The 21,845-nt window shown below is 72.4% G+C and carries 18 protein-coding genes; 4 read left to right on the top strand and 14 right to left on the bottom strand.

The window, feature by feature from the left end; all coding sequences use genetic code 11:
• Positions 1 to 14: 14 nt before the first annotated feature.
• Positions 15 to 671, top strand: a complete 657-nt coding sequence (locus DFJ69_RS27905) for a LysE family translocator (RefSeq protein WP_116025327.1) — start codon at positions 15 to 17, stop codon at positions 669 to 671.
• Between the two features lie 79 nt (positions 672 to 750).
• The gene (locus DFJ69_RS27900) at positions 751 to 1,167 is read left to right on the top strand and encodes a YkvA family protein (RefSeq protein WP_116025326.1); all 417 of its coding nucleotides are present in this window, start codon (positions 751 to 753) and stop codon (positions 1,165 to 1,167) included.
• On the opposite strand, the gene DFJ69_RS27895 is transcribed toward DFJ69_RS27900, so the two are convergent.
• The 3 genes from DFJ69_RS27895 to DFJ69_RS27885 all read right to left on the bottom strand — a co-directional run bounded on the left by DFJ69_RS27895 (position 1,112) and on the right by DFJ69_RS27885 (position 3,813).
• Positions 1,112 to 1,441, bottom strand: a complete 330-nt coding sequence (locus DFJ69_RS27895; RefSeq protein WP_116025325.1) for a DMT family transporter — start codon at positions 1,439 to 1,441, stop codon at positions 1,112 to 1,114. The two genes, DFJ69_RS27900 and DFJ69_RS27895, sit on opposite strands and share 56 nt — an antisense overlap.
• A gap of 318 nt (positions 1,442 to 1,759) precedes the next feature.
• Positions 1,760 to 2,620 (bottom strand): LLM class flavin-dependent oxidoreductase, encoded by an 861-nt coding sequence (locus DFJ69_RS27890; RefSeq protein WP_245974607.1) that lies wholly within the window; start codon positions 2,618 to 2,620, stop codon positions 1,760 to 1,762.
• A 62-nt stretch (positions 2,621 to 2,682) separates the two neighbouring features.
• Positions 2,683 to 3,813: an RsbRD N-terminal domain-containing protein gene (locus DFJ69_RS27885; protein WP_116026976.1), complete on the bottom strand. Its 1,131-nt coding sequence runs from the start codon at positions 3,811 to 3,813 to the stop codon at positions 2,683 to 2,685.
• Positions 3,814 to 3,943: 130 nt separating this feature from the next.
• Between DFJ69_RS27885 and DFJ69_RS27880 the strand changes: the two genes are divergently transcribed.
• Positions 3,944 to 4,738, top strand: a complete 795-nt coding sequence (locus DFJ69_RS27880; protein WP_116025324.1) for a class II aldolase/adducin family protein — start codon at positions 3,944 to 3,946, stop codon at positions 4,736 to 4,738.
• A gap of 40 nt (positions 4,739 to 4,778) precedes the next feature.
• On the opposite strand, the gene DFJ69_RS27875 is transcribed toward DFJ69_RS27880, so the two are convergent.
• From DFJ69_RS27875 to DFJ69_RS27865, 3 genes are all read right to left on the bottom strand, one after another.
• Positions 4,779 to 5,114 carry a DUF6191 domain-containing protein gene (locus tag DFJ69_RS27875; protein WP_116025323.1) on the bottom strand — a complete coding sequence of 112 codons (336 nt, stop codon included), beginning with the start codon at positions 5,112 to 5,114 and terminating at the stop codon, positions 4,779 to 4,781.
• A 44-nt stretch (positions 5,115 to 5,158) separates the two neighbouring features.
• A complete protein-coding gene (locus DFJ69_RS27870; RefSeq protein ID WP_116025322.1) occupies positions 5,159 to 5,905 on the bottom strand; it encodes a hypothetical protein in 747 nt (248 codons plus the stop codon).
• Positions 5,906 to 6,197: 292 nt separating this feature from the next.
• Positions 6,198 to 6,965: an enoyl-CoA hydratase gene (locus tag DFJ69_RS27865; protein ID WP_116025321.1), complete on the bottom strand. Its 768-nt coding sequence runs from the start codon at positions 6,963 to 6,965 to the stop codon at positions 6,198 to 6,200.
• A 1,524-nt stretch (positions 6,966 to 8,489) separates the two neighbouring features.
• Here DFJ69_RS27865 and DFJ69_RS27860 point away from each other — a divergent pair.
• Positions 8,490 to 8,855 (top strand): VOC family protein, encoded by a 366-nt coding sequence (locus DFJ69_RS27860; protein WP_116025320.1) that lies wholly within the window; start codon positions 8,490 to 8,492, stop codon positions 8,853 to 8,855.
• 151 nt (positions 8,856 to 9,006) lie between these two features.
• Here the strand turns inward: DFJ69_RS27860 and DFJ69_RS27855 are convergent, their stop codons facing one another.
• From DFJ69_RS27855 to DFJ69_RS27815, 8 genes are all read right to left on the bottom strand, one after another.
• Positions 9,007 to 10,023 carry a VldE C-terminal domain-containing protein gene (locus DFJ69_RS27855; RefSeq protein WP_245974606.1) on the bottom strand — a complete coding sequence of 339 codons (1,017 nt, stop codon included), beginning with the start codon at positions 10,021 to 10,023 and terminating at the stop codon, positions 9,007 to 9,009.
• A 1,059-nt stretch (positions 10,024 to 11,082) separates the two neighbouring features.
• Positions 11,083 to 11,526 carry an HNH endonuclease gene (locus tag DFJ69_RS27845; RefSeq protein WP_116025318.1) on the bottom strand — a complete coding sequence of 148 codons (444 nt, stop codon included), beginning with the start codon at positions 11,524 to 11,526 and terminating at the stop codon, positions 11,083 to 11,085.
• Between the two features lie 1,447 nt (positions 11,527 to 12,973).
• On the bottom strand, positions 12,974 to 13,867 hold the full coding sequence (locus tag DFJ69_RS27840) for a hypothetical protein (RefSeq protein WP_116025317.1): 894 nt from the start codon (positions 13,865 to 13,867) through the stop codon (positions 12,974 to 12,976).
• 90 nt (positions 13,868 to 13,957) lie between these two features.
• The gene (locus DFJ69_RS27835; RefSeq protein WP_116025316.1) at positions 13,958 to 14,959 is read right to left on the bottom strand and encodes a GNAT family N-acetyltransferase; all 1,002 of its coding nucleotides are present in this window, start codon (positions 14,957 to 14,959) and stop codon (positions 13,958 to 13,960) included.
• Positions 14,960 to 15,349: 390 nt separating this feature from the next.
• Positions 15,350 to 16,396 carry a methylmalonyl Co-A mutase-associated GTPase MeaB gene (meaB, locus tag DFJ69_RS27830; protein ID WP_116025315.1) on the bottom strand — a complete coding sequence of 349 codons (1,047 nt, stop codon included), beginning with the start codon at positions 16,394 to 16,396 and terminating at the stop codon, positions 15,350 to 15,352.
• 4 nt (positions 16,397 to 16,400) lie between these two features.
• A complete protein-coding gene (scpA, locus tag DFJ69_RS27825) occupies positions 16,401 to 18,623 on the bottom strand; it encodes a methylmalonyl-CoA mutase (RefSeq protein WP_116025314.1) in 2,223 nt (740 codons plus the stop codon).
• Positions 18,620 to 20,464 (bottom strand): methylmalonyl-CoA mutase family protein, encoded by a 1,845-nt coding sequence (locus DFJ69_RS27820; RefSeq protein ID WP_116025313.1) that lies wholly within the window; start codon positions 20,462 to 20,464, stop codon positions 18,620 to 18,622. The genes scpA and DFJ69_RS27820 overlap by 4 nt, the downstream gene beginning before the upstream one ends.
• Before the next feature lie 175 nt (positions 20,465 to 20,639).
• Positions 20,640 to 21,839, bottom strand: coding sequence for a GNAT family N-acetyltransferase (locus DFJ69_RS27815; RefSeq protein ID WP_116025312.1), 1,200 nt, complete (start codon positions 21,837 to 21,839; stop codon positions 20,640 to 20,642).
• Positions 21,840 to 21,845 lie beyond the last annotated feature (6 nt).

The raw sequence follows: 21,845 nt of genomic DNA, 5'->3' as shown, positions 1-21,845 counted from the left end.
TAACATGGGGCGTCATGCCCGAAATGCTGCTCCCGTTCCTCGGCGTCGTGGCGGTCCTGACCGTGACGCCGGGCCCGGACATGCTCCTGGTGCTCCGCAACGGGCTGCGCCTCGGGCCCCACGCCGCGTGGCTCACCGGCCTCGGCTGCTGCCTGGGCATCTCCTGCCACGCCGCGGCGGCCGTCCTGGGCCTGTCGGCCGTGCTGGCCGCCTCCGCCGGCGCCTACACGGCGGTCAAGACGGCGGGCGCGGTCTACCTGGCGTACCTGGGCGTTCGCATGCTCCTCGGATCCCTGCGGCGGAGCCGACCGGCCCCTGTCGCCGTCGGGGACGTTCCGGGGGACGTTCCGGGGGACGACGCGGCGGCGGCGGCCCGGGGCGCGGCGTTCCGGCAGGGGCTGCTGACCAACCTGCTCAATCCCAAGATCGCCCTCCTGTTCCTCACCCTCCTGCCGCAGTTCGTCGGCCCGGGCGAACCGCGGCTGCGGACGACGGCGGTGCTGGCCCTGATCTTCCTGGGCCTCGCGGTGGTGTGGTGGCGGCTGTTCAGCCTGGCGCTGAACCCGGTCTCCCGCCTGCTGCGCGGCGAACGCGCCCGGCGGGCGCTGGACGGGATCGCGGGTGTCCTGCTGATCGCCATCGGCGTCCGGGTGGCGCTCGACCACCGCTGAGCCGCGTCGCGAGGCATGAACGACGGCAGGGCGGACATACCGCACTGCGAGACGCTTTCCCCCTGTTGGAGACGGGTCCATGCACTGGCTCGGCATCGCGGCGCTGACCGTCGGCGCGGTCCTGGCGTTCGCGGTCGGGGGCGACCTCACCGCACCCGCCTACGCGACGATGGTCGTCGGCGCCGCCCTGCTGATCGCGGGCGTCGTCCGCCTGGGGCGCACGGCCCGCCGCGCGCGCTCCGCCGTCCCCGACGCCGAGTACCGCACCGGCAAGGGCAAGATCGCCGGGATGGTCGCCGCGACCCTCTACATCCTGTCCCCGCTGGACATCGTCCCGGACGTGCTCCTGCCGGTCGGGGTGATCGACGACGCCACCGCCCTCGCCTGGCTGGCCTTCGCGCTGGGTCAGGAGCTCACCCGGCACTCACGCCGCAGACGGCTCACCCGTGACTCATCCCGCCGCCCACGTTCATCACGACCACCCCCACCACGATGATGGCGGCGCCCGCGATGGCCACCGGCCGCACCGGCTCGTCGAAGAGCAGCACACCGCCGACGAACGCCCCGATCGTCCCCAAGGCCGACCAGATCGCGTACACGGGCCCCACGTTGAGCGAGGTCAGCGCCTTGGCCAGCAGGATGAACGACACGATGTAGCCGACCACCACCACCGCCGAGGGCCCCCACTTGGTGAACCCCTCGGAGGCCCGCAACGACAACGTCGCCATCACCTCCGCCGCGATCGCCAGCCCCACCAGCACGTACGGCATCACAGACTCCTCGGTCCGACTCCGGCGGCACCGGCCAGCATCTCAGACCCGACGCCCCCGCACCGGCCGCTTCCCCAGGAACCCTCCCACCCCGCCGGCCCCCAGCCGTGGAGCCCACGAACGACCTGCTCCCGCCGCACTCCGAGCACCCGACCGCGATCGCCCCAGGGGCTCACCTCGTAGACAGAGGTCGCCCGCCCAGGAGGCGCCGGACCGGGCCAGTACACGACCACGACGGGCCGCCCTGCCGCCAGGGGCCGACCTCCTCGACGATGGGTCGGCGTCCCACCCGGTGCCGGGGGCGGTCAGGTCCAAGGGTCAGCCGCCATGGGTCCGGGCGATCGTCTCGAAGACGGTGGGGTCGGCGTCCCAGGCGGTGCCGGGGCGGGGCCAGTGGACGACGAGGTCGGTGATGCCCAGGGCGGCGTAGCGGCCGGCGAGGTCCTCGAAGGCGGCGGGCGACTCCAGCCACGGCTCGTCGGTGAAGCCCGTCAGGAGCAGGCGACGGAGGGTGGAGGGGTCGCGTTCCTCGGCCTCGCAGGCGGCCCCCAGCCTCGTGTGCAGGGAGCGGACGGTCTCCTCGGGGCCTTCGGCGCCCGGGGTGATCGCGTTGGTGACCCAGATGTCGGCCAGGCGGGCGGCCAGGCGCATGCCGCGTGGGCCGTTGGCGGCCACGGCGAAAGGGGGGCGGGGGCGCTGCACGCAGCCGGGGGCGGTGACGACCTCCCGCGCCGAGTAGTAGGCGCCCTCGTACGTGGTCTCGGGACCGCGCAGGAGGCGGTCGAGCAGCGTCACCCACTCGGCGAACCGGCCCGCGCGCTCCCCCGGGGTCCAGTCGTCGCCGAGCACGCCGGCGTCGGAGGTGCGGGCGACGCCCCCGGCGCCGATGCCCACGGTGAGGCGGCCGCCGCTGATGTCGTCGAGAGCCCGCAGGGCGTGGGCGGCGGGGACCGGATGGCGGAAGTTGGGCGAGGTGACCAGGGTGCCCAACCGCATCGTCGAGGTGACCGTGGCGGCCGCCGTCAGGGTCGAGTAGCCGTCGAACCACGGGGTGTGCCCCCGCCAGGCGAGGTGGTCGGCCACCCAACCGTGGTCGAAACCCAGCTCCTCGGCCCGCGCCCACAGATCACGGCTCTCGGCCCAGGACCGGATCGGCCACATCATCACGCCCAAACGCACGACGTCTCCCTCACCTCGACGGTCCGGTGCATTCATCCCATCATCCGGGACCGACAGAACGTTCAGCGGAGCCAGGCGTGCAGGGCCCACCACCAGTGCGCGGTGGACGAGACCGCGTGAGGCCCCTCGGCGGCGAGCGAACGGCCGGTGATCTCCTGAAGGCGGCGGAGCCGGTACTTGACCGTGTTGGGGTGGACGTGGATCGCGGCGGCCGTCGGATCGACGCGCCCACCGTGGTCCAGGTAGGCCAACGCGGTCTCCGCCAGCTCCCGGTGGAACGCGTCGTCGGGGGCCAGCCCGGCCAGCAGCTCCCCCGCCAGCAGACGGCCGAGGGACGGTTCGGAGGCCGTGGCGGTCACCAGGGCCAGCTCGGCGAGCGGACGCAGCCCGTCGGATCCGTGCGGAAGGGCGGCCCGCAGCGCCCGACGGGCCAGGTCGTACAGGTCCGCGACGTCCGGCAGCCGGACCGGCGGGGCCGCGACCAGCAGCGGGGTACCGGCGGGCAGGTCGGACGCGGCGGGCAGGCGCGCGGTGAGCGCCGCCAGCCGTCCGTCGACCAGCCCGGACAGGCCGTTCCCCGCTCCGCACAGAACGGGTTCGAGGCGCTGCGCCACCGCCGGATCGCTGATGTCGCTGACCACGCAGTGGTACGGGACGGACGGGTCGAGGGGGGCCGACACCGCCACGGGCTCGCCGTGCAGCAACTGACGCAGCATCTGGACCCGGCCCTCACGGGTGGTGCGGGCCATCTCCAGTTCCGTGACGCGATGGGCGTGGACCATGCGGTGCACCAGGGCGGTGGTGATGGCGTCGATGCGGGTGACGCTCCGCAGGAGCAGCTCGGCGGGCACCCCCAGCCGCAGCCCCTCGTCGATGAGCGCCTGCACCAGATGGAAGCGACCGGCCTGGAATCCGTCCAGCAGCGCCGCCACCGGAACGCCCTGACGGGCCCGGTCGGAGCCGAGCCGCCCGGCCGCCGTGAGCGCGCGCTCCCCCGGCTCCCCGTCGCCGGTCAGGGCGTCGATGGCGCCCTCCAGCAGGGCCCGGGTGTGCCGCCGGGTCTCCTCCTCGGGCAGCGCGGCGACCAGGGGCGACCTGCTGCGGGCCGCCCTGATCGTGGTCTCCAGGAGTTCGGGGTCCCGGGCGCGCTCGCGGAGCAGCTCGAGGAAGTCGGTCGCCCGCTCGTCGTCCACGATCACCTCGTTCCCCGGCCGGTTGTCCGAAACGGACAATGACCCGTGTCACGCTTGGACGCGCCCAGCCTAGGCGAGCGGGTCCCGCGCGGGGTTGGGTGAGGGGACGCGAGCATGAAGGGTCCATCGGATGTCCGACGAAGAGAAGTTCCTCGACAAGCTGGCCACCGACCTGATCTTCCGGCTGCCCCCGTCGTTCGACGACGTCGAGGACGAGCGCAGGCATCGCAAGGAGCGGCTGGCCGCGGCGCTGCGCGTCTTCGGCAAGCTCGGGTTCGAGGAGGGCGTGGCCGGTCACATCACCGCCCGCGACCCCGAGCACACCGACCATTTCTGGGTCAACCCGTTCGGCATGTCGTTCAAGCACGTCCGGGTCAGCGACCTGATCCTGGTCGACCACGCGGGCAAGGTCGTCGAGGGGCGGTATCCGGTCAACGAGGCCGCGTTCGCCATCCACTCGCAGGTGCACCAGGCGCGGCCCGACGTGGTGGCCGCCGCGCACAGCCACTCCACCCACGGGCGGGCGATCTCGGCGCTCGGCGAGTTGCTGGAGCCCATCACCCAGGACGTGTGCGCGTTCTACCAGGACCATGGGCTGTTCGACGACTACACCGGCGTGGTCACCGACCTGGAGGAGGGCAAGCGCATCGCCGCCGCCCTCGGCGGCCACAAGGCCGTCATCCTGCGCAACCACGGGCTGCTGACGGTGGGCGACAGCGTCGACGCCGCCGCGTGGTGGTTCATCACCATGGAGCGCTCGTGCCAGGTCCAGCTCCTGGCCAAGGCCGCCGGCCGGGTGGTCCCCATCGAGCACGAGAACGCGGTCCTCACCCACCAGCAGATCGGCAACGACCTGGTGGGCTGGATCAACTACCAGCCGCTCTTCGACCAGATCACCCGCGAGCAGCCCGACCTGTTCGAGTGACCGCGCCCGCCCCGGCCTCGGGAGGGGCCGGGGCGCGCGTTCAGCGGATGTGGGGCGAGTCGGGGCGGCGGATGACGGCGATGCCCGCGTCGAGGTCGACGCGGTCGCGCGGGGGCGCGGCGTCGCCCTCCTCGTCACGCAGCATCAGGGAGGTCCGGCGTTCCCGGAGTTCGTGGCGCTTGGCGGAGTTGTAGAGGGCGTCGAACTCCTCCAGGCCGGGGGCGGCGATCGAGCGGCCGTCCTCGGAGCGGCGCCACGGCAGCCGCAGATGACGGTTGCCCATCTGGCCCATCCGGTCGACGGCGGCCAACCCGAACAGGAGCAGGACCAGGCCGGGCAGGGACGTGATGAAGAAGATCGCGACGAAGGCGGTCATATCGGTGTGACGTCCGCCGAGCGCCGTCGGTTCCGGGCCGTGGGTCAGTAGCGGCTGACCTCGCCGTCGATCAGGACGACCAGCCCGCGCGGCGGGCCGCCGTCACCCTCGTCGAGGATCTGGTCGGGCGCCGGCGGAGAGAGCTCCCCGACGTCCAGTCCGAAATCCCAGCAGTACTGGCTGGAACTCCACCCTCGGCGGAGCCGCGCGCCGTGCACGGAGTGTTCGCGGGTCTGGCGGAGCTCGCCGTCGTCGGTGAGCCAGGCCTCGAACCCCAGCCGTCTGATGCGCCTGCTGCGGACGTACGAGTGGAGCGCGTCAAGCAGCGGATCCCCGGTGTGAGGCCGGGTTCTGATGCGCAACGAGACGCGGTGGAGCCTTTCACCGTCCGCCGTCTCGACGGTCACGGCCACCGGCTCCGCGAGGCGGCGCAGGGAGGCGACCGTCTCGGCGCGCTCGGTCTCCCAGTTGTCCCGGCGCTCCCCGTCCGACGTCTCACGGCGCCAGATCTTGCCGGTCTCGTCCTGCTCCTCCGGGGTCAGCAACCGGTAGACGTCCGGACCGGCGTACAGGCGATCGACCGGACCGCTCCGCGTCATCATCCGTGTGACGCCCACCCGCCGTTCGAAGTCCCAGAGGCCCTGTTCGTGGAGGGCGCCGAGGCCGGACGGGGGCTCGAGCACGTTCAGGACCCGCGCGGTCCGCACCCTCTCCACGGCGTCGGCCACATGACCGGACGGAACGGCGAACGACGCGGAAGGGCCGTCACCACCCTGGAGAGGGAGCGTCATACGTCGATCCTAGACGCCGGGACGCGTCATCTCGGAGAGTGCTTTCTTCTCTTACGGTCGCGGCGGCATCGGGGTCCTTGATCCGGTCCGCCGACGCATTCGGCGGCGAACGTGTTCCGCACATCGTTCGCGCTCCGTACGGACGATCGCGCGTTCACGCCCGCCGCATGGCCCCGACTCCACTCGTGTCGGTCGGGAATCGCAGGTCCCATCGGGTTCCTCGAATGGCGGGATGGTGCCGGTCGAATCCACCATTTCTCCCACCATGGTCGCGGGGTCCGCCATCTCGGGATCATTTGCCCCCTGCGAACCGTGCCGCGAATTCGGCGATCTCCGGATGGGTGGCCGTCTCCGCCTGAGCCCAGGACTCGAACTCGATCACCGCCTCCAGATCTCCCTCGGCCGCCAGTCGCACCGCGCGCTTGATGTCCCGTGCCAGGTCGGTGCGCAGCCCGGCCTGCGCGCGTGCCAGGTCCAGCGCGGCGGCGACGGGGTCCTCGGCGATCGACAGCACCAGCCCCTCGGCGAGGGCCTCCTCGGCGGTCAGCGCACCGCCCTCCAGCAACAGCGCCAAGGCGCGCTGCGCGCCGAGTTCCCGGGTGAGGAAGTACGTGCAGCCGCCTCCCGGATGCAGTCCGATCTTCGAGAACGTCGCGGCGAACCCGGCCCCTGGTCCGGCGATGCGAAGGTCGCAGCACAGCGCCAGGTTGAGCCCCGCCCCCACGGCGGGCCCCTGGACGGCGGCGATGGTGGGGATCTCGAGGCCGCGCAGCACGAGGAAGCTCTCGTAGTACGAGCGCAGCCCCCGACGGATCTCCCCCACGGCACGCCCCGGCTCACCGAACAGCGCGGGAAGGTCCGCCCCCGAGCAGAAGCTCGTGCCCTCCGCCGCCACCACCAGCACCCGCGCGTCCCCGTCCTCCCGCACAGCCCCCACGGCCGCGATCAACTCCTCGCGCATGACGGCACCGATGGCGTTGCGTCGCTCGGCATCGGCGAGGGTGATCCGACGCACCCCGTCACTCGGCGCGTCGAACCGGATCGTCGTCCACTCGGTCATGGGGCTTCCTCAGCTTCGCGTCGTCGTACCGATCCCCCTGTCGGGGATCGTGCTTCCGGGTCGAACAACATGATCTCCCGAACCGCCGCACTCCACTCCGGCCCCTCGGACATGGCACGAACCCCAGACCACGACCGCACGCCCCATGCACCCCAGGCGACCAGCCACCACCCCTCCGTGGCGTTCTCCCCCAAGCCGAACGCGAAACCGGGACCGCAACCACGCCTCCCAGACAAGTGGCCACTGCCCTCCATGGCCGGTCTCGCGTCCAGGCCGAACACGGATCTGGATCACGACCGCGCAACGGCGCGTCGCGGGCGAACGGCCAACGAGCCTCCAGGCTGGTTCCCTCCCAACCGAGCGCGGGACCCGAATCGCGAGCGTGGTACGGGGCGTCGCAGGCGGGTGACCGCCGGCTTCCGTGACCGATGTCCACACCCGAGCCGGTCACGGAACCCAGGTCATGGCCACCCGCCGCGCGAGCGGCCAGCGCCCGTCCAAAGCCCGGCCCCCACCCCTGGCGAGCACGAGACCCGAAGCGCAAGCACGGTGCGGGGCGTCGCAGGCGGGTGACCGCCGGCCTTCGTGATCGATGTCCACATCCGAGCCGGGCACGGAACCCAGGTCATGGCCACCCGCCGCGCGAGCGGCCAGCGCCCCTCCAAAGCCCGGCCCCCACCCCTGGCGAGCACGAGACCCGAAGCGCAAGCACGCTGCGGGGCGTCACGGGCGAGCGGCCACCGTCCTTCCATGGCCGGTCCCACGGCCGAGCCGGGCACGGAACCCGGATCACGACCGCGCGACCACGCGTCTTGGGCGAGCGACCGCCGCCCCTCCTCGGCCGGTCCCCGCGTCCAAGCCGAGCGCGGGATCCCGACCACGGCCGGACGACACGGTGTCCCGGGGCGGCCGGCCCCCTCCCTAGCCGTTCCCGCCTCCAGGGCGAGCGCGGGAACCCGACCACGGCCGGGCGACTCGGTGCCTCGGAGCGGGCGGCCGACGCCCTCCCTAGCCGTTCCCGCGTCCAAGCCGAGCGGGACACGATCACGACCGATGGAGCGTCGCAAGCGGGTGGCCGCCGTCCTTCGATGGCCACCTCACGTCCGAGCCGAACGCGAAACACGAGTCGCGACCACGTGGCCCGGGACGGACCGCAGCCCGTTCCTGCTCGGTCGGTGGCGCCTCAGGGCCGGGCGCGGAAGCCGGATCATGGCCGCGTGAGCAGGCGTCGCACGCGGACGGCCGTCGCCCTTCCCCGGGTTCGGTGTTCATCGGACGTCCTGAGCGGGCAAGGTCCCGATCATGTCTCGCCGTCCCGCCGCATCGGCGCGTGCGGCCCGGTGTCGCTGCCGCCGGGCCCATGCGCGCTCGTCCGGGATGGTGGTGGCCGGGGAACGAAATGTCGCCACCGCCGATATGCGGAACGTCCTGTCGGGGTGGCCCGTTCATCGTGACATAGGTGGCCCGATACACCGCCGTACGATGGTCGCGGGCGACTGCGCACATCACTGAGAAAGGAATCCCGTGTTCGAGAGCACCAAGGCGTTCAGCGGCTTCTCCGTGGACGATATCCCGGCGGCCAAGCGCTTTTACGGAGAGACGCTGGGCCTGCGGGTGACGGAGGAGAACGGAATGCTCACTCTGCACATCGCGGGCGACCGTCCCATCCTCGTCTATCCCAAGGAGAATCACACGCCGGCGACGTTCACCATCCTGAATTTTCCGGTCGACGACATCGATTCCGCGGTCGACCGACTCGCCGAACGCGGCGTCGTCTTCGAGATGTACGACATCGTGGACTCGAAAGGCATCATGCGCAAGGGCGGGCCGCCGATCGCCTGGTTCAAGGACCCGGCGGGCAATGTCCTCTCGGTCCTGCAGTTGGACTGAGGCGCCTCCGACCGGTCCCCATCGCGCATGGCTGAAGGAATTTCGGTGGCCGTGCCATGGACCGTTCCGACCAGCGCCGGCCTCACGACCGGGGCGCGCGCGTTTCACCGCCGATGCGAGAGTGGCGTCCGCCCGTCGAAATCCGGGGACGTCACAGCACCGAGATGTGAATGTGGTCGTAGTGGTTGGCGGTCACGCTGCCGCGATCCTCCATGGAACGCCAGCCGCCACCGCTGCGCACGTCCCAGATCCGCTGCCGCCAGATGACGTACTTGATGCCGAGCCTCGACGCGTTGCCGGTGGCGTACTGGGCCACCGCGTCACCGTGGGCCCGTGCGTTGGCGCTGGGCATACGGCCGCCGGTCGTCTCCATGAAGTCGCACGCCTGACCCTGGCCGTGATCCTGCGGGTCGCCGCTGCGATAACAGCCGATGGTCGGGAACGCCCCGTACTTGCCGTCGATGGCCACCAGCACGGAACGCATCCGCGCCGTCATCGAGTTGCCGACGATCGGGGACTTCGTGCCCCGGACGCCGTCGGGCCGCCCGCCACCGCTGGAAGGCGGCTCGGGACGATATTTGGCCAACAGTTTCTTGACCCGCGCCCGCTGCTTCTCCAAGTCCTCGATCTGCTCCCGGACCTCGGCCACCTTGGTCTCGGCGAGCTGACGCGATCGATCCGCCCGGGCCGCCAGCACCTGAACGGTCCACACCCGCCGCGCGTTGCTGGAGCTCAGATGCTCGAGCACGGCGGCGTCCCTGATCATCCCCCCGGGGTCGGCCCCGGCGATCAGCGGGACCGCGGCCATGCGACCGTTCATGTAGGACTGCGCCGCCAACCGACTGATCACCGTCCGTGAACGCTCCCACTCCCGGTTGAACCGGCGGGCGTCCTCGGCGGCACGGTCTGCGGCGTCCTTGGCCTCCTCGAGCGCGACCAGTTCCCCGCGGTACTCCTTCGAGAGCTGCGCGGCGCGCTTCGTGAGCTTCGCCAGCTCCTTCTCGGGATCCTTAGGCTTCCCGTGCAGCGCCCCGGCGGCCCCGGATCCCGGCGTCAGCGCACCCGCCGCGACCAGCACCACGACCACCGCGGATCTCTTCCATCCCCGACGCCGACGCCCGCCATCCCGCGATCCCCGCCTGCCGCCGACCGGCTCGATGGCCGCCACGTATCTCTCCTCGTGCCGTCCAGACGATTTGCGGCACGCTACCACGTTCCGTCACCAGCTATGACACACCAACTCACCTCCGACTCCAAAGACCAGCGACCACGAACACCCAGCACCCCTACAAGTCAGACACCCCAACCGCCCGGCCCCCCAACAGCACCACAGCCGGCCCCACCCCAACACGCCGCCCGCAGCCGGCCCGACGACACAGCGCCTCGCCCCCCCAAACGGCCCGACAGCACAGCACCTCACCCCACAGCCAGCCCGACGGCACAGCACCCCACCCAAGCCGGTCCGACGCTCAGCACCGCACCCCGAAGCCGGGGCCGACGGCACAGCACCTCTCTCCAAAGCCGGCCCGACAGCACAGCACCTCACCCAAGCTGGCCCGACAGCACAGCACCGCACCCCAAAGTCGGCCCGACAGCAGGACCTCATCCCAAAGCCGGCCGACCGCTCAGCGCCTCACCCCGAAGCCGGTCCGAGTGCACAGCACCGCACCCCGAAGCCGGTCCGACCGCCCAGCGCCCCCTCCCGAAGCCGGTCCGACACACCCCGAAGGCGGTCAGACCGCACAGCACGGCACCCCGAAGCCGGTCCGTCAGCAGAGCACCTCACCCAAGCCGGTCCGATCGCTCAGCGCCTCATCCCCGAACGGGCCCGACAGCACTGCACGTCCGCCGAGCGCGCAGGTGCGCCGCCAGCCCGGCAACGGCACCTCGAATGGCGCACCGCATGCCCCTGTGCTCCCGTCCGAACCACAGACCGTTCCGTCCCGCGGTCGGGACCCACCGAAAGGTCGGTTCCGCCATCGTCAACCACGTTCCATGACGCGTTTCGCCCTGCCCTGCCCCGCCCCGGGCCGGGCCGGGGCGGGGCGGGGCGGGGCGGGGCAGGGCGGGGCAGGGCAGGGCAGGGCAGGGCAGGGCGGGGCGGGACTCCAGCGCAAAGGACGAAGACGGCGCCGGGGCCGTTCCGCACCTGTGAGGTGTGCAGAGGCGGCCCCGGCTCGCCGAGATGGGTGCGCGGTAAGGCTGTCCGTTATGACGTGGACCGATGTCAGCGGCGACCGAAAAGCTCGTCCCAGTGGGGAACGCGCGGCGGGACGCGCAGCTTCAGGCCGGCCTCGGCCGGGGTTCGGTTGCCCTTGCGGTTGTTGCATCGGCCGCAGGCCAACACGGTGTTCTCCCACGTGTCGGCACCGCCGCGCGACTGCGGTACGACGTGGTCGATGGTGTGCCCGCGCTTGCCGCAGTAGCCGCACAGGCCGCGGTCGCGCAGGTGGACGCCGCGCTTGCTCCATGGCGGGCGCCTGCCGTAGCGCCACCGCATGGCGACGTAGCGAACGAGCCTGAGCACCCGCGGCACGGGATAGCGGCCGATCGTCCGGCCCTCCTCCGCCTCCTCGACGACGGCCACCCCGCGCACGAGCATGCGGATGGCGTGCCGCAGGTCCACTTGCTGTAACGGCTCGTACGACGCGTTCAGGACGAGCACGTTCACGGTCCGCCTCCTCTCGACGCTCCCCCGCCATGCCGCGCGTCCGACCCTGCCCTCTCGCAATAACGGCGTGCCGATGTGCCTGCTGAACTACAGGGGAATGTCCACCGAATTCCTCCAATTCCGCCCAGTTCGAGCGGCCTTGATCAGAGTGCCTTTCCGGCCACTTGCGGGCAAGGCATTTTCCGGTAACCCGAACGGCCATGGACCGGGCACCGACCGCAGGCCGGACCCGGCCGGTAGGCCGATCGGCCCATGCACAGCACCAAGACGAGAGCCGGGCCGGCCGCCCAAGCGACGCCAGGCGCTGTGAGGCTCGGGATCGTGGGGTCATGCGTCTCCTTCAGAAGGCGGGATGGTGGTGGCGGCGGTCCACCTACCGGTCGGCGGCAGGTCCAGCCGCCAACCCGCAGGACGGGCGCGGAACGTCACGGCACGCAAGTGAGTGGCAGTCATGCGGCCCCAAGACGTCGGACACCACCGGTGCGACGACTCTCGTTCGGCACCAGACAAAGGCCCTTCTGCGGGCGGCCCGACGTCGTGGTGGCGCGGCCAGCCGTTCCTCATGGGCCGGCCTGGGCTCCTCCAGGAGGTAGGGCATTGCGGTGGCTCTGACGGGCACGGCCACATCCTCGTGGGATGGAGGAGCAAAGCTGGGCCGCGTTCACGTGCAGGGGCCACGCGGCGCACCTCCGGAGCGACGGGGCATGGCGGGCCACGCCACCACCGACGTGCCGTTGCAGACCCTGGTGGCGCTGGCCGCCCGATGGACCGGCCACCGGATCGGCTACCCCACCGCAGGCCACCAGCCGGGAGTCGGCGGGCGGGTCGCGTCCTCGCGGAGTGGTGGGAGAGGGCATCGGCGCGGCATTCACAACATGAGGGGTCAAATGGCTCCTCCAAGGGCTGGGCATGGCGGGTGGACGCCACCGGTTGGCAGGCGGGACTCGTTCGCGGAGTGAGGAGTTAGGGAACGCGCTGCGCTCGCGCGTGTGGGGTCGTGGCTCTTTCTCTCGCCGGGTCATGACGGAAGCACGCCACCGCACGAAGGACGGCTTGGGCCCTGGAGGGGGTCGGAAGACCAGGGGGCAGGAACGCGTGTTCACACCATGCGGGCCATGCGGCTCCTCCACGCACCTGGGCATCAGGGAGGTACCTCACCGAAACGCTGCGCGGGTCGTGCCCTCGCGACGTGGGGGTGCGGGGAGCACGCCGTGCTCACGCGTGCGGCGTCACGTCCCCCCACGCACCTGGGCATCACGGAAGCACGCCACCGGACCACGGGCGGGGCTCGCCATCGGGGGCCGGAGGGGCTGGGTCCCGGGTGCGGTCACGGGTGTGAGGGCCATGGGGCTCCTTCCAAGGATGTGGGGAATGGCGGGGGCACGCCGACGGGTGGGAGCGGCTCGCGTTCTCGTGGGGTGGAGGGGTGAGGGCGCGTGGGTGGTGTTCACGTGTGGGAGGGGGCATGTGGGTCCTCCAGGGAGGCGGGGACGGCCGGGGCTGCGGTGGTGTGCCACCAGTGGGGTTGGTCGGTGGGAGGGGTCAGCTCGAGGGCGGTGGTGCACTCTGGGCAGTCGCTGGTGGAAGGGGTCAGGCGGAGGGGCAAGGGGGTGCCGGTGAGGGGGCGGTCCACTCCCCAGTAGGCGAGGATGTCGGCCGGCTGGAGGGTGCGGGTGGCGGGGAGGGTCCAGGTGGCGGCGCCCGGGGTGGTGGCGAGCCAGGCGCGGTGGTCGGTGAGGATGCCGTGGGCTAAGCCGCGCAGGATGCTGACGGCGGTGAGCAGGCGGCCGTAGGGGACGCGGCGGGCCAGCAGCTCGGGGAGGCCGAAGCGGTGGAGGCCGGCGGTGTCGGCGCGCAGGGTGGGGCCGTGGTCGGGGCCCACGAAGACGCCCAGCCAGTCGTCGCCCAGCGTGAAGCGGTCGCGTTCGGGCTCGGTGGGGTCGGTGACGAACTGGTTGGCGGCCAGGTCGACGACGCGGCCGCCGGTGGCGGTGGCGAGGGTGCGCGCGACGAGGCGGGCGGCCTGGGCGTGGCGGGGCTGGGCGGCGGGGGTGGCGATCGAGGTGACCACCAGGTGGTGGCGGGCCGATCGCAGCGCGCCGAGGTCGGCGGTGCCGCCGCCGAGGCCGTCCGCGCGGGACGTCCAGGGCGAGTCGGCGGCACGGCTGCCGGTGACCACCAGGAGCGGGGAGGCCAGCAGGTCGCGCGCGGTCCGGGCCGGCCCTCCGGCGGGCAGCGAGTCGCGCAATCGTTGGATGCCGGGGGCCGTGCCGTCATCGGCGGCGATGAGGAAACGGGTGGTGGTGGACTCGGGGATGGTCAGGGTGAGCATCGTGCCCATCGGGGCCTCCTGCGCGTCGGGGGCGTGCAGGTCCAGGCTCTCCGGAGGGCCGGGCGGGCGAAAGCCGAACGCGATTCTGTGGACGACCGTTCAGCAGGCGGTGGTGGGCAGGTCGCTCGTGTCGGCCTGGAAGTCGAGGTAGTCGCGCTCGCGGCGGAACCCCAGCTCCTCGTTCACCGCGAGCATGTGGGAGTTGTCGTCCGCGTTGTCGGTCTCGATCTCCCGCACGTCGGGGCGTTCGTCCCGCAGCCACTCCAGCATCGCGGCCTTGAGCCAGATGCCCAGCCGCCTGCCCCGATGCTCGGGCACCACGGCCGTGTCGTACTGCGAGGCCCGTTCCGGGGCGGCCGCCGACACCACGACCTCGGTGAACCCGGCGATGCGCGGCGCGGAGGCCGGACCGTGCAGGGCGGCGACGGTGTAGAGCGTCTCACCGCGCGCCGTGACGGTCTCGGCCATCTCGCGGACCCGATCGGCGTCCCAGCGGAACGCCGTCATGTCGCCCAGCGACATGTCGGCCATCGCCCGCTTCGCCATGGCCAGCTCCCCGGCCAGCCCCTCGGCCACGGTGCCCGTCCAGCGCAGGAGGCGATAGTCGGGATGTCCGGCCGCGACCAGCTCGGCGACCTGGGACGCGTCGACCTCGTCCAGGCGCAGCAGCATCCCGCGCAGCGACAGCACGCAATGGAACCCGCGGGCCTCCAGGAACGGCACCGCGGGCGTCCCGGCGAGGGCCTGGACGATGACCGTCTTGCAGTACCCGGCGCGCAGCCCGTCGGCCGCCGCCGCCAGCAGGCGGGTGCCGATGCCGCGGCGGCGGGCCTCGGGGAGGACCTGCACGTCGACCTCCCCCGCGCGGCCGACGTCGTCCGGCAGGCGCAGGTAGGCGACCCCGCACGTGCGGCCCGTCGCGTCGCGGGCCGTCCACATGAGGTTGCGGGAGGCCATCGGGGGCACCATCAGCCGCGCCCGCACCTGCTCGGGTTCCGGGGCGGGTTCGTCGGGATGGTCATGGGCCCAGACGGCGGCGGCGACCGCCTGCCATTCCTCGATCTGCGCGTCCGTCGGATCACTGAGCGCGATGACGTCCATTCCTCATTCCTATCGGATGTCCGGGCGGTCAGGACGGCCCCCGAATCAACTCGTGACCAGTTCACCGCCCGACCCGGCCGAAACGCCCCACGTGGCCGTTCGTCCCGGAATCACGCCGCCAACCAGCAGAAATCCGGACGCGACCGAACGAATCGCACCGTCGCCGAGCCGTCCGTGACCACTCCCCCGGCCGGACGAGAACGGCCGAGAACGACCCAAAGTCACCCACCCCGCTCGGTCGCGGAGGACGACTGTTCCGTGCGGTCCGTTACCCACTTGTTCCCTCAACGCCTTAGGCCGTGAAACCCGAACAAGAGGACCCCGAACGACCCGGAGCACGCGCCCACAGATCGCCGACCGAGACCGCCTTCCGCAGAAGGACTCGACGCCTCAGCCCGCGGCGCGGTCGTCCGTCGAGGGGTCGGGGAGTCGAGCACCGGATCCCGAGAGCGTGGTCGAGGTCCGAGAGAAGGCGTCAAGGAGCTGCGCCGCCGCCTGGGACGGGGTGACGGTGCCCTCGATGACCCGGCGTTCCAGGGCCGGCGCCAGATCGCGGACGGCGGGGTGGGCGTGCAGGTCGGTGAGCAGCCGGTCGTGGACCATCGCCCAGGTCCACCGGACCTGCTGGTCGCGACGGCGGGCGGCCAACCCTCCCGTGGCGGCGAGGCGATCCTGGTGGTCGACGATGTGCCGCCACACCTCGTCCAGCCCGACGTCGTCACGGGCACTGCAGGTCAGGACCGGCACCGCGCGGGAGTCGCCGGAGACCGGACGCAACATCCGCAGGGCCCCCGCCAGTTCGCGGGCGGCCTTGGCGGCCACCATCGCGTCGGGGCCGTCGGCCTTGTTGACCGCAATGACGTCCGCGAGTTCGAGGACGCCCTTCTTGATGCCCTGGAGCTGGTCGCCCGTGCGGGCGAGGGTGAGGAAGAGGAAGGAGTCGACCATCTCGGCGACCGTGGTCTCCGACTGGCCGACACCCACCGTCTCGACCAGCACCACGTCGTACCCGGCGGCCTCCATCACCACCATCGCCTCGCGGGTCGCCTTGGCGACGCCGCCGAGGGTCCCGGCGGTGGGCGACGGGCGCACGAAGGCGTTCGGGTCGACGGCCAGCCGATGCATGCGCGTCTTGTCGCCGAGGATGCTGCCGCCCGTCTTGGTGGAGGACGGGTCGACGGCGAGGACCGCGACGCGGTGGCCCGCACCGGTCAGGGCGGTGCCGAGGGTGTCGATGAACGTGGACTTGCCGACCCCGGGCACGCCCGTGATCCCGACCCGGCGCGCCCCGCCGGCGTACGGGGTCAGCTCGGCCAGCACCCGTTGGGCCAGTTCGCGATGGTCGGGGCGGGTGGACTCCACGAGGGTGATCGCCCGGGCGATCCACGCCCGGGAGCCCTCCCGCACCCCGGTCACATAGTCGTCCGGACCGGGCATCGACTCAGCCGTGCCCGGACGACGCGTGACCGAGTCGGGCGGCCAGCCCCGTGAGGAGGTCCAGCGCGGCGTCGGCGAGCACCGTGCCCGGCGGGAAGATCGCGGCGGCCCCGGCGGCGCGGAGCTCGTCGAAGTCGCCGGGCGGGATGACCCCGCCGACGACGATCATGATGTCGTCCCGTCCGAGGGCGGCGAGTTCCTCGCGCAGCGCGGGCACCAGCGTGAGGTGTCCGGCGGCCAGCGAGTTGACGCCGACGATGTGCACGTCGGCCTCCACGGCCTGACGGGCGACCTCGCCCGGCGTCTGGAACAGCGGGCCCACGTCCACGTCGAAGCCCAGGTCGGCGAAGCCGGTGGCGATGACCTTCTGGCCGCGGTCGTGGCCGTCCTGGCCCATCTTGGCGACCAGGATGCGCGGGCGGCGGCCCTCGGCGTCCTCGAACCCCACCGTCGCCGCGCGGGCGCGCTCGATGTTGTCGGCGGGTCCGGCCTCGTCGCGGTACACACCGGAAATGGTACGGACGTGCGCCGAGTGCCGCCCGTACGCCTTCTCCAGGGCGTCGGAGATCTCGCCGACGGTGGCCTGGGCGCGGGCCGCGTCGATGGCCAGGGCCAGCAGGTTCTGCTCCAGCCCGGGCCCTCGGGTGCCCTCCTGCGCCGCGCCGGCCGCCGCGGTCAGGGCGTCGAGCGCGGCGCGGCAGTCCTCCTCGGAGCGACCGGAACGGAGTCGTTCCAGCTTGGCGATCTGCTGCGCCCGGACGGCGGCGTTGTCGACCTTGAGCACGTCGAGGACGTCGTCCGTGCCGGGTCGGTACTTGTTGACGCCGACGACCGGCTGCCGGCCGGAGTCGATGCGGGCCTGGGTGCGGGCCGCGGCCTCCTCGATGCGGAGCTTGGGCAGCCCCTCGTCGATGGCCCTCGCCATGCCCCCGGCGGCCTCGACCTCCTGGATGTGGTCCCAGGCGCGTCGGGCCAGGTCATGGGTGAGGCGTTCCACGTAGGCGCTGCCGCCCCAGGGGTCGATGGGACGGGTCGTGCCGGACTCCTGCTGGAGCAGCAACTGGGTGTTGCGGGCGATGCGGGCGGAGAAGTCGCTGGGGAGCGCGAGCGCCTCGTCCAGCGCGTTGGTGTGCAGCGACTGGGTGTGGCCCTGGGTGGCGGCCATCGCCTCCACGCAGGTCCGCGCGACGTTGTTGAACACGTCCTGCGCGGTCAGCGACCAGCCGGAGGTCTGGGAGTGGGTGCGCAGCGACAGCGACTTGGCGTTCGTGGGCTCGAACCCGCGGACCAGCTTGGCCCAGAGCAGTCGCGCGGCGCGGAGCTTGGCGACCTCCATGAAGAAGTTCATGCCGATGGCCCAGAAGAACGACAGACGCGGCGCGAAGGCGTCCACGTCCAGGCCCGCCTCCCGGCCGGCGCGGATGTACTCCACCCCGTCGGCGAGGGTGTAGGCCAGCTCCAGGTCGGCCGTGGCCCCGGCCTCCTGGATGTGGTAGCCGGAGATCGAGATGGAGTTGAATCTCGGCATCCGCCGGGAGGTGAACGCGAAGATGTCGGAGATGATCCGCATCGACGGGCCCGGCGGGTAGATGTAGGTGTTGCGGACCATGAACTCCTTGAGGATGTCGTTCTGGATGGTCCCCGCCAACCGCTCGGGCGCCACCCCCTGCTCCTCGGCGGCCACGATGTAGAGCGCCAGCACCGGCAGCACCGCGCCGTTCATGGTCATCGACACGCTCATCCGGTCCAGCGGGATGCCCTCGAAGAGCCGCCGCATGTCCAGGATCGAGTCGATCGCCACGCCCGCCATGCCGACGTCGCCGTGCACCCGGGGGTGGTCGCTGTCATAGCCCCGGTGGGTGGCCAGGTCGAACGCGACCGACAGGCCCTTCTGACCGGCGGCCAGGTTGCGCCGATAGAAGGCGTTGGACTCCTCGGCGGTGGAGAAGCCCGCGTACTGGCGGATCGTCCACGGCTGCGTGACGTACATGGGGGCGTACGGCCCGCGCAGGTACGGGGCGATGCCGGGGTAGGTGTCGAGGAAGTCGAGCCCGGCCAGGTCGTCGGCGGTGTAGAGGGGCTTGACGTCGATGCCCTCGGGGGTGTCCCAGGTGAAGTCCTCGGGACTCTTGCCGGTGGCCTCGGAGACCGCCGCCCGCCACCGCTGCTCGGCCTCGTCCGGCCGGGTCGCCGGGCCCAGCTCCACGTCGGAGAAATCGGGGATCATTCGGCCACTCCCAGATCGCGCAGGGCCGTCCGCAGCGTCTCGACGGCGTCGCAGCCGGCGTAGACGTTCGCGTCCACCCCTTCGTAGGAACCCTTACCCGCAAGCCAGACCCGTACCGCGCCGGCCTCCTTGAGGACGCGCGCGGCCTCGGCGGCCCGGTCCTCGTAGACCTTGTCGCCGGAGCACACGCAGGCGACCCGCGCGCCGCTCGCCGCGAACGCGTCGGGCTCACCGGTGATCGTCTCGATGCCGCCCGCCTGGAACAGGTTGGCGGCGAAACCGGCCCGCGCGGTGTGCACCGCGATCGGCCCGAGCGTGGCCAGGAAGACCTTGGGCCGCTCCCCCGTCGCCGCGAGGTGGGCGTCCGAACGGTCGCGCAGCGCCTCGAAGTCCTGGGCGTGGCTCACCCTCGGCAGGCCGCCGCCCGGCGGCTCGGGGGCGGGGGCGCGTTCGGGCGGGGTCTCGGCCAGGTCGGGGTACTCGCTGACGCCGGTGATCGGGGCCTTGCGTCGGGCGACGTCCTTGCGGCGGCGTTCCCAGGTGGCCGCGAGCCGGTCGGCGACCAGCCCGGAGGACAGGGCCTCGGCGGCTCCCCCGGCGCGCTCGATCTCGGTGAACCACTCCCACGCCGCACGGGCGAGGTCGTCGGTCAGCCGCTCCACGAACCAGGAGCCTCCGGCCGGGTCGACGACGCGCGCCAGACTCGACTCCTCCAGCAGGAGGGTCTGGGTGTTGCGGGCGATCCGCCGGGAGAACGCGTCCGGCAGCCCGAGCCGGGCGTCGAAGGGCTGAACGGTGACGGAGTCCGCGCCGCCGACCCCGGCGGCGAAGCACGCCACGGTGGTGCGGAGCATGTTCACCCACGGGTCGTGGCGGGTCATCATCGCCGAGGACGTCACCGCGTGCTGCCGCTGGACGACCGGCCCGGCCCCGCCGACCTCCGCGACCCGGTCCCACAGGCGGCGGGCGGCGCGCAGCTTGGCGATGGTCGTGAACTGGTCGGCGGTGGCGGCGTAGCGGAACTCGAGCTGCCCGAACGCCTCCTCCACGCTCAGCCCGGCCTCGGTGAGGGCCCGCAGGTAGGCGACCCCGGCGGCCAGCGCGGCGCCCAGCTCCTCGGCGTCGGCGCCGCCCGCGTCGTGGTACGGGGTGCCGTCGACGGTGACGGCGCGCAGCCTCGGGAACTCGCGGGCGCAGCGGACGGCCGGCGCCGCCGCCGACGCGACCTCGGCGGGCACCCCGGTGCGCGCGGCGAGGCCGAGGGGGTCGACGCCCAGGTTGCCGAGGGCGGTGTCGGACATGCCGCGTTCCACGATGAGGGCGAGGAACGCCTCGGCGGCCTCCGTGGTCTGCGCGCCCGCGTCCAGCACGACCGGCGCGAGATCGAGGTGGACGCCCTTCAGCGCCCGGGCCAGCGCCTCCACCGGCACGCCCGACTCCCCGACGGTCAGCCAGAGGGAGGTCGCGCCGTTCTCCAGGTCGGTGAGGGCGGCCTCGTTGGTCGCGACCGGGTCGGGGTCGGTGTGCCGCTGGCGCACGTCCCAGGCGGCCAGGCCCTCGCCCTCGGGGCGGACCTCCCGTACCCGGGGTGCGAGGCCGGGCCGGGCGGGAACCGTGTCGTCCGCCGTGTACAGGGGGCCGAGGGGAATGCCGTCATGGGAACGCCGGGTCAGCAGCCCCTCGACGTCGGCGAGGGGGGTGTCCTCGGTGGCCGCGCCGGATTTGCGCAGCACTCCCTTGACCAGCTCCCGCCACCGGTCGCGTTCGGCCGGGGGGAAGTCGGCGGCGAGTGCGAACGGCCCTCGCTGCGGCGTGGAAGGAACGTCAGGCGGCACCGTCATGCCAGGGATCGTAGGCGAGCAGGTGAGGCGCGGGTGAGACCGGGGCCGGTTCGTCGAGAGGGGTGACGAGCGTCACATCGAAAAGGCGCGAAACGGACGGGGACGTCGGGCCCGAAGGAGGCCGAAGTCCCTCCGTCAAGCCATTCTCACGACATTCCGAGTTCGTCGCCGCGGGTCAGAAGTCGTCGGAGGTGAACGGGGCCCGGGGCACGCTCAGCGCGCGGTCGAGCCGGGACGCCGCGCCGGGCGCGTGCTCGGTCACCAGGCCGGCCCGCACCAGGGTGGCGAGCGCGGTGTCGCCCAGGTAGACCGTGCCCAGCTCGCGGACGTCGAGCGTCAGGTCGGGCGCGGCGTCGGTGCGTTCGCAGGTGGCGTCGTCGCCCGTGACCCGCAGCCGCCAGTGGCCGTCGTTGGCGGGGATGCGGGTGTCGACGATCCGCAGAACCGTGTCGACCGGCTCGGCCCAGCCGCGCCCCTGCAACGCGGACCCGACATCGGCGAGGCGGACCCAGAGGGCCTGCCACGTCCGGGTGATCCGCACGGTGTCGGGGTCGGCGGCGAGCAGGGGCACGAGGTCGTCCACCGGGCGGGCGCCGCGGATCCGGCCCGTCAGGTCGATCGAGGCCAGGTACCGCCAGAGGGCGGCCTCGACCCGGGCGTCGTCGCCCTCGAGCTCCATGAGCCGGACCCGGCCGAGGTCATCGGACTCCTCGTCGAGCTTGGTGCGGTAGATGACGTATCCGGCGTCGTCCATCACCACGACACGGGGCTCGGTGAGCGCGTCGTCGCCCGACTCCTTGGACGTCAGCACCCATCGGCGCCACCATTCCTCGTCTCGCAGGAACTGGCCGGGGCGGCGGGCGGCGGCCCGCTCGTACAGCGGGGCCAGCACCTTGGGGGCCTCCTCCAGGGAGACCATGCGCAGCGGCCGGGGGGCGGGCTCGATACGGGTCGTCCACGGCCGGACGGTGTCGATCTCGATCTGCGCCGCATGGTCGGCGTGGCCGAAGCCGTACCGGCCGTAGATCGCCCCTTCGGAGGCGTACAGCGCGGCCAAGGGCGCGTCGAGGTCCTCGTAGAGCCTGCCGATCATGGCCGACAGGACGCCGCGCCGGCGGTGGGTCGGCAGCACGACCACGTCGGTGACTCCGACGCAGGCCAGCGACCCGCCCGGCACCGACATCCGCATGGGCAGGCCGCCGACGAACCCGACCAGCCGGCCGTCCTCGTAGGCGCCGAGGCGGCGGGCGCCGCGCAGCAGCCAACGGTGCCGCTCGCGGTCGTCCCCGTCGTCGACGCGCTCGTGGAACGCGATGCCGGTCAGGTCGATGACCTGGTCGATCTCGGATTCGGGGACGTCGCGTACGGTGACCATGCCTCG

It is taken from the genome of Thermomonospora umbrina (assembly GCF_003386555.1).
Taxonomy (GTDB): domain Bacteria; phylum Actinomycetota; class Actinomycetes; order Streptosporangiales; family Streptosporangiaceae; genus Thermomonospora; species Thermomonospora umbrina.
Note: the sequence above shows the minus strand (reverse complement) of the source record. Positions and strands in the feature narration are given on the sequence as shown.

Bases quoted from the DNA above. Each gene is read 5' to 3' on its own strand.
- DFJ69_RS27905 (WP_116025327.1), top strand. From the start codon at position 15: ATGCCCGAAATGCTGCTCCCGTTCCTCGGCGTCGTGGCGGTCCTGACC.
- DFJ69_RS27900 (WP_116025326.1), top strand. From the start codon at position 751: ATGCACTGGCTCGGCATCGCGGCGCTGACCGTCGGCGCGGTCCTGGCG.
- DFJ69_RS27895 (WP_116025325.1), bottom strand. From the start codon at position 1,441: ATGCCGTACGTGCTGGTGGGGCTGGCGATCGCGGCGGAGGTGATGGCG.
- DFJ69_RS27880 (WP_116025324.1), top strand. From the start codon at position 3,944: ATGTCCGACGAAGAGAAGTTCCTCGACAAGCTGGCCACCGACCTGATC.
- DFJ69_RS27875 (WP_116025323.1), bottom strand. From the start codon at position 5,114: ATGACCGCCTTCGTCGCGATCTTCTTCATCACGTCCCTGCCCGGCCTG.
- DFJ69_RS27870 (WP_116025322.1), bottom strand. From the start codon at position 5,905: ATGACGCTCCCTCTCCAGGGTGGTGACGGCCCTTCCGCGTCGTTCGCC.
- DFJ69_RS27865 (WP_116025321.1), bottom strand. From the start codon at position 6,965: ATGACCGAGTGGACGACGATCCGGTTCGACGCGCCGAGTGACGGGGTG.
- DFJ69_RS27840 (WP_116025317.1), bottom strand. From the start codon at position 13,867: ATGGGCACGATGCTCACCCTGACCATCCCCGAGTCCACCACCACCCGT.
- DFJ69_RS27835 (WP_116025316.1), bottom strand. From the start codon at position 14,959: ATGGACGTCATCGCGCTCAGTGATCCGACGGACGCGCAGATCGAGGAA.
- meaB (WP_116025315.1), bottom strand. From the start codon at position 16,396: ATGCCCGGTCCGGACGACTATGTGACCGGGGTGCGGGAGGGCTCCCGG.
- scpA (WP_116025314.1), bottom strand. From the start codon at position 18,623: ATGATCCCCGATTTCTCCGACGTGGAGCTGGGCCCGGCGACCCGGCCG.
- DFJ69_RS27820 (WP_116025313.1), bottom strand. From the start codon at position 20,464: ATGACGGTGCCGCCTGACGTTCCTTCCACGCCGCAGCGAGGGCCGTTC.
- DFJ69_RS27815 (WP_116025312.1), bottom strand. From the start codon at position 21,839: ATGGTCACCGTACGCGACGTCCCCGAATCCGAGATCGACCAGGTCATC.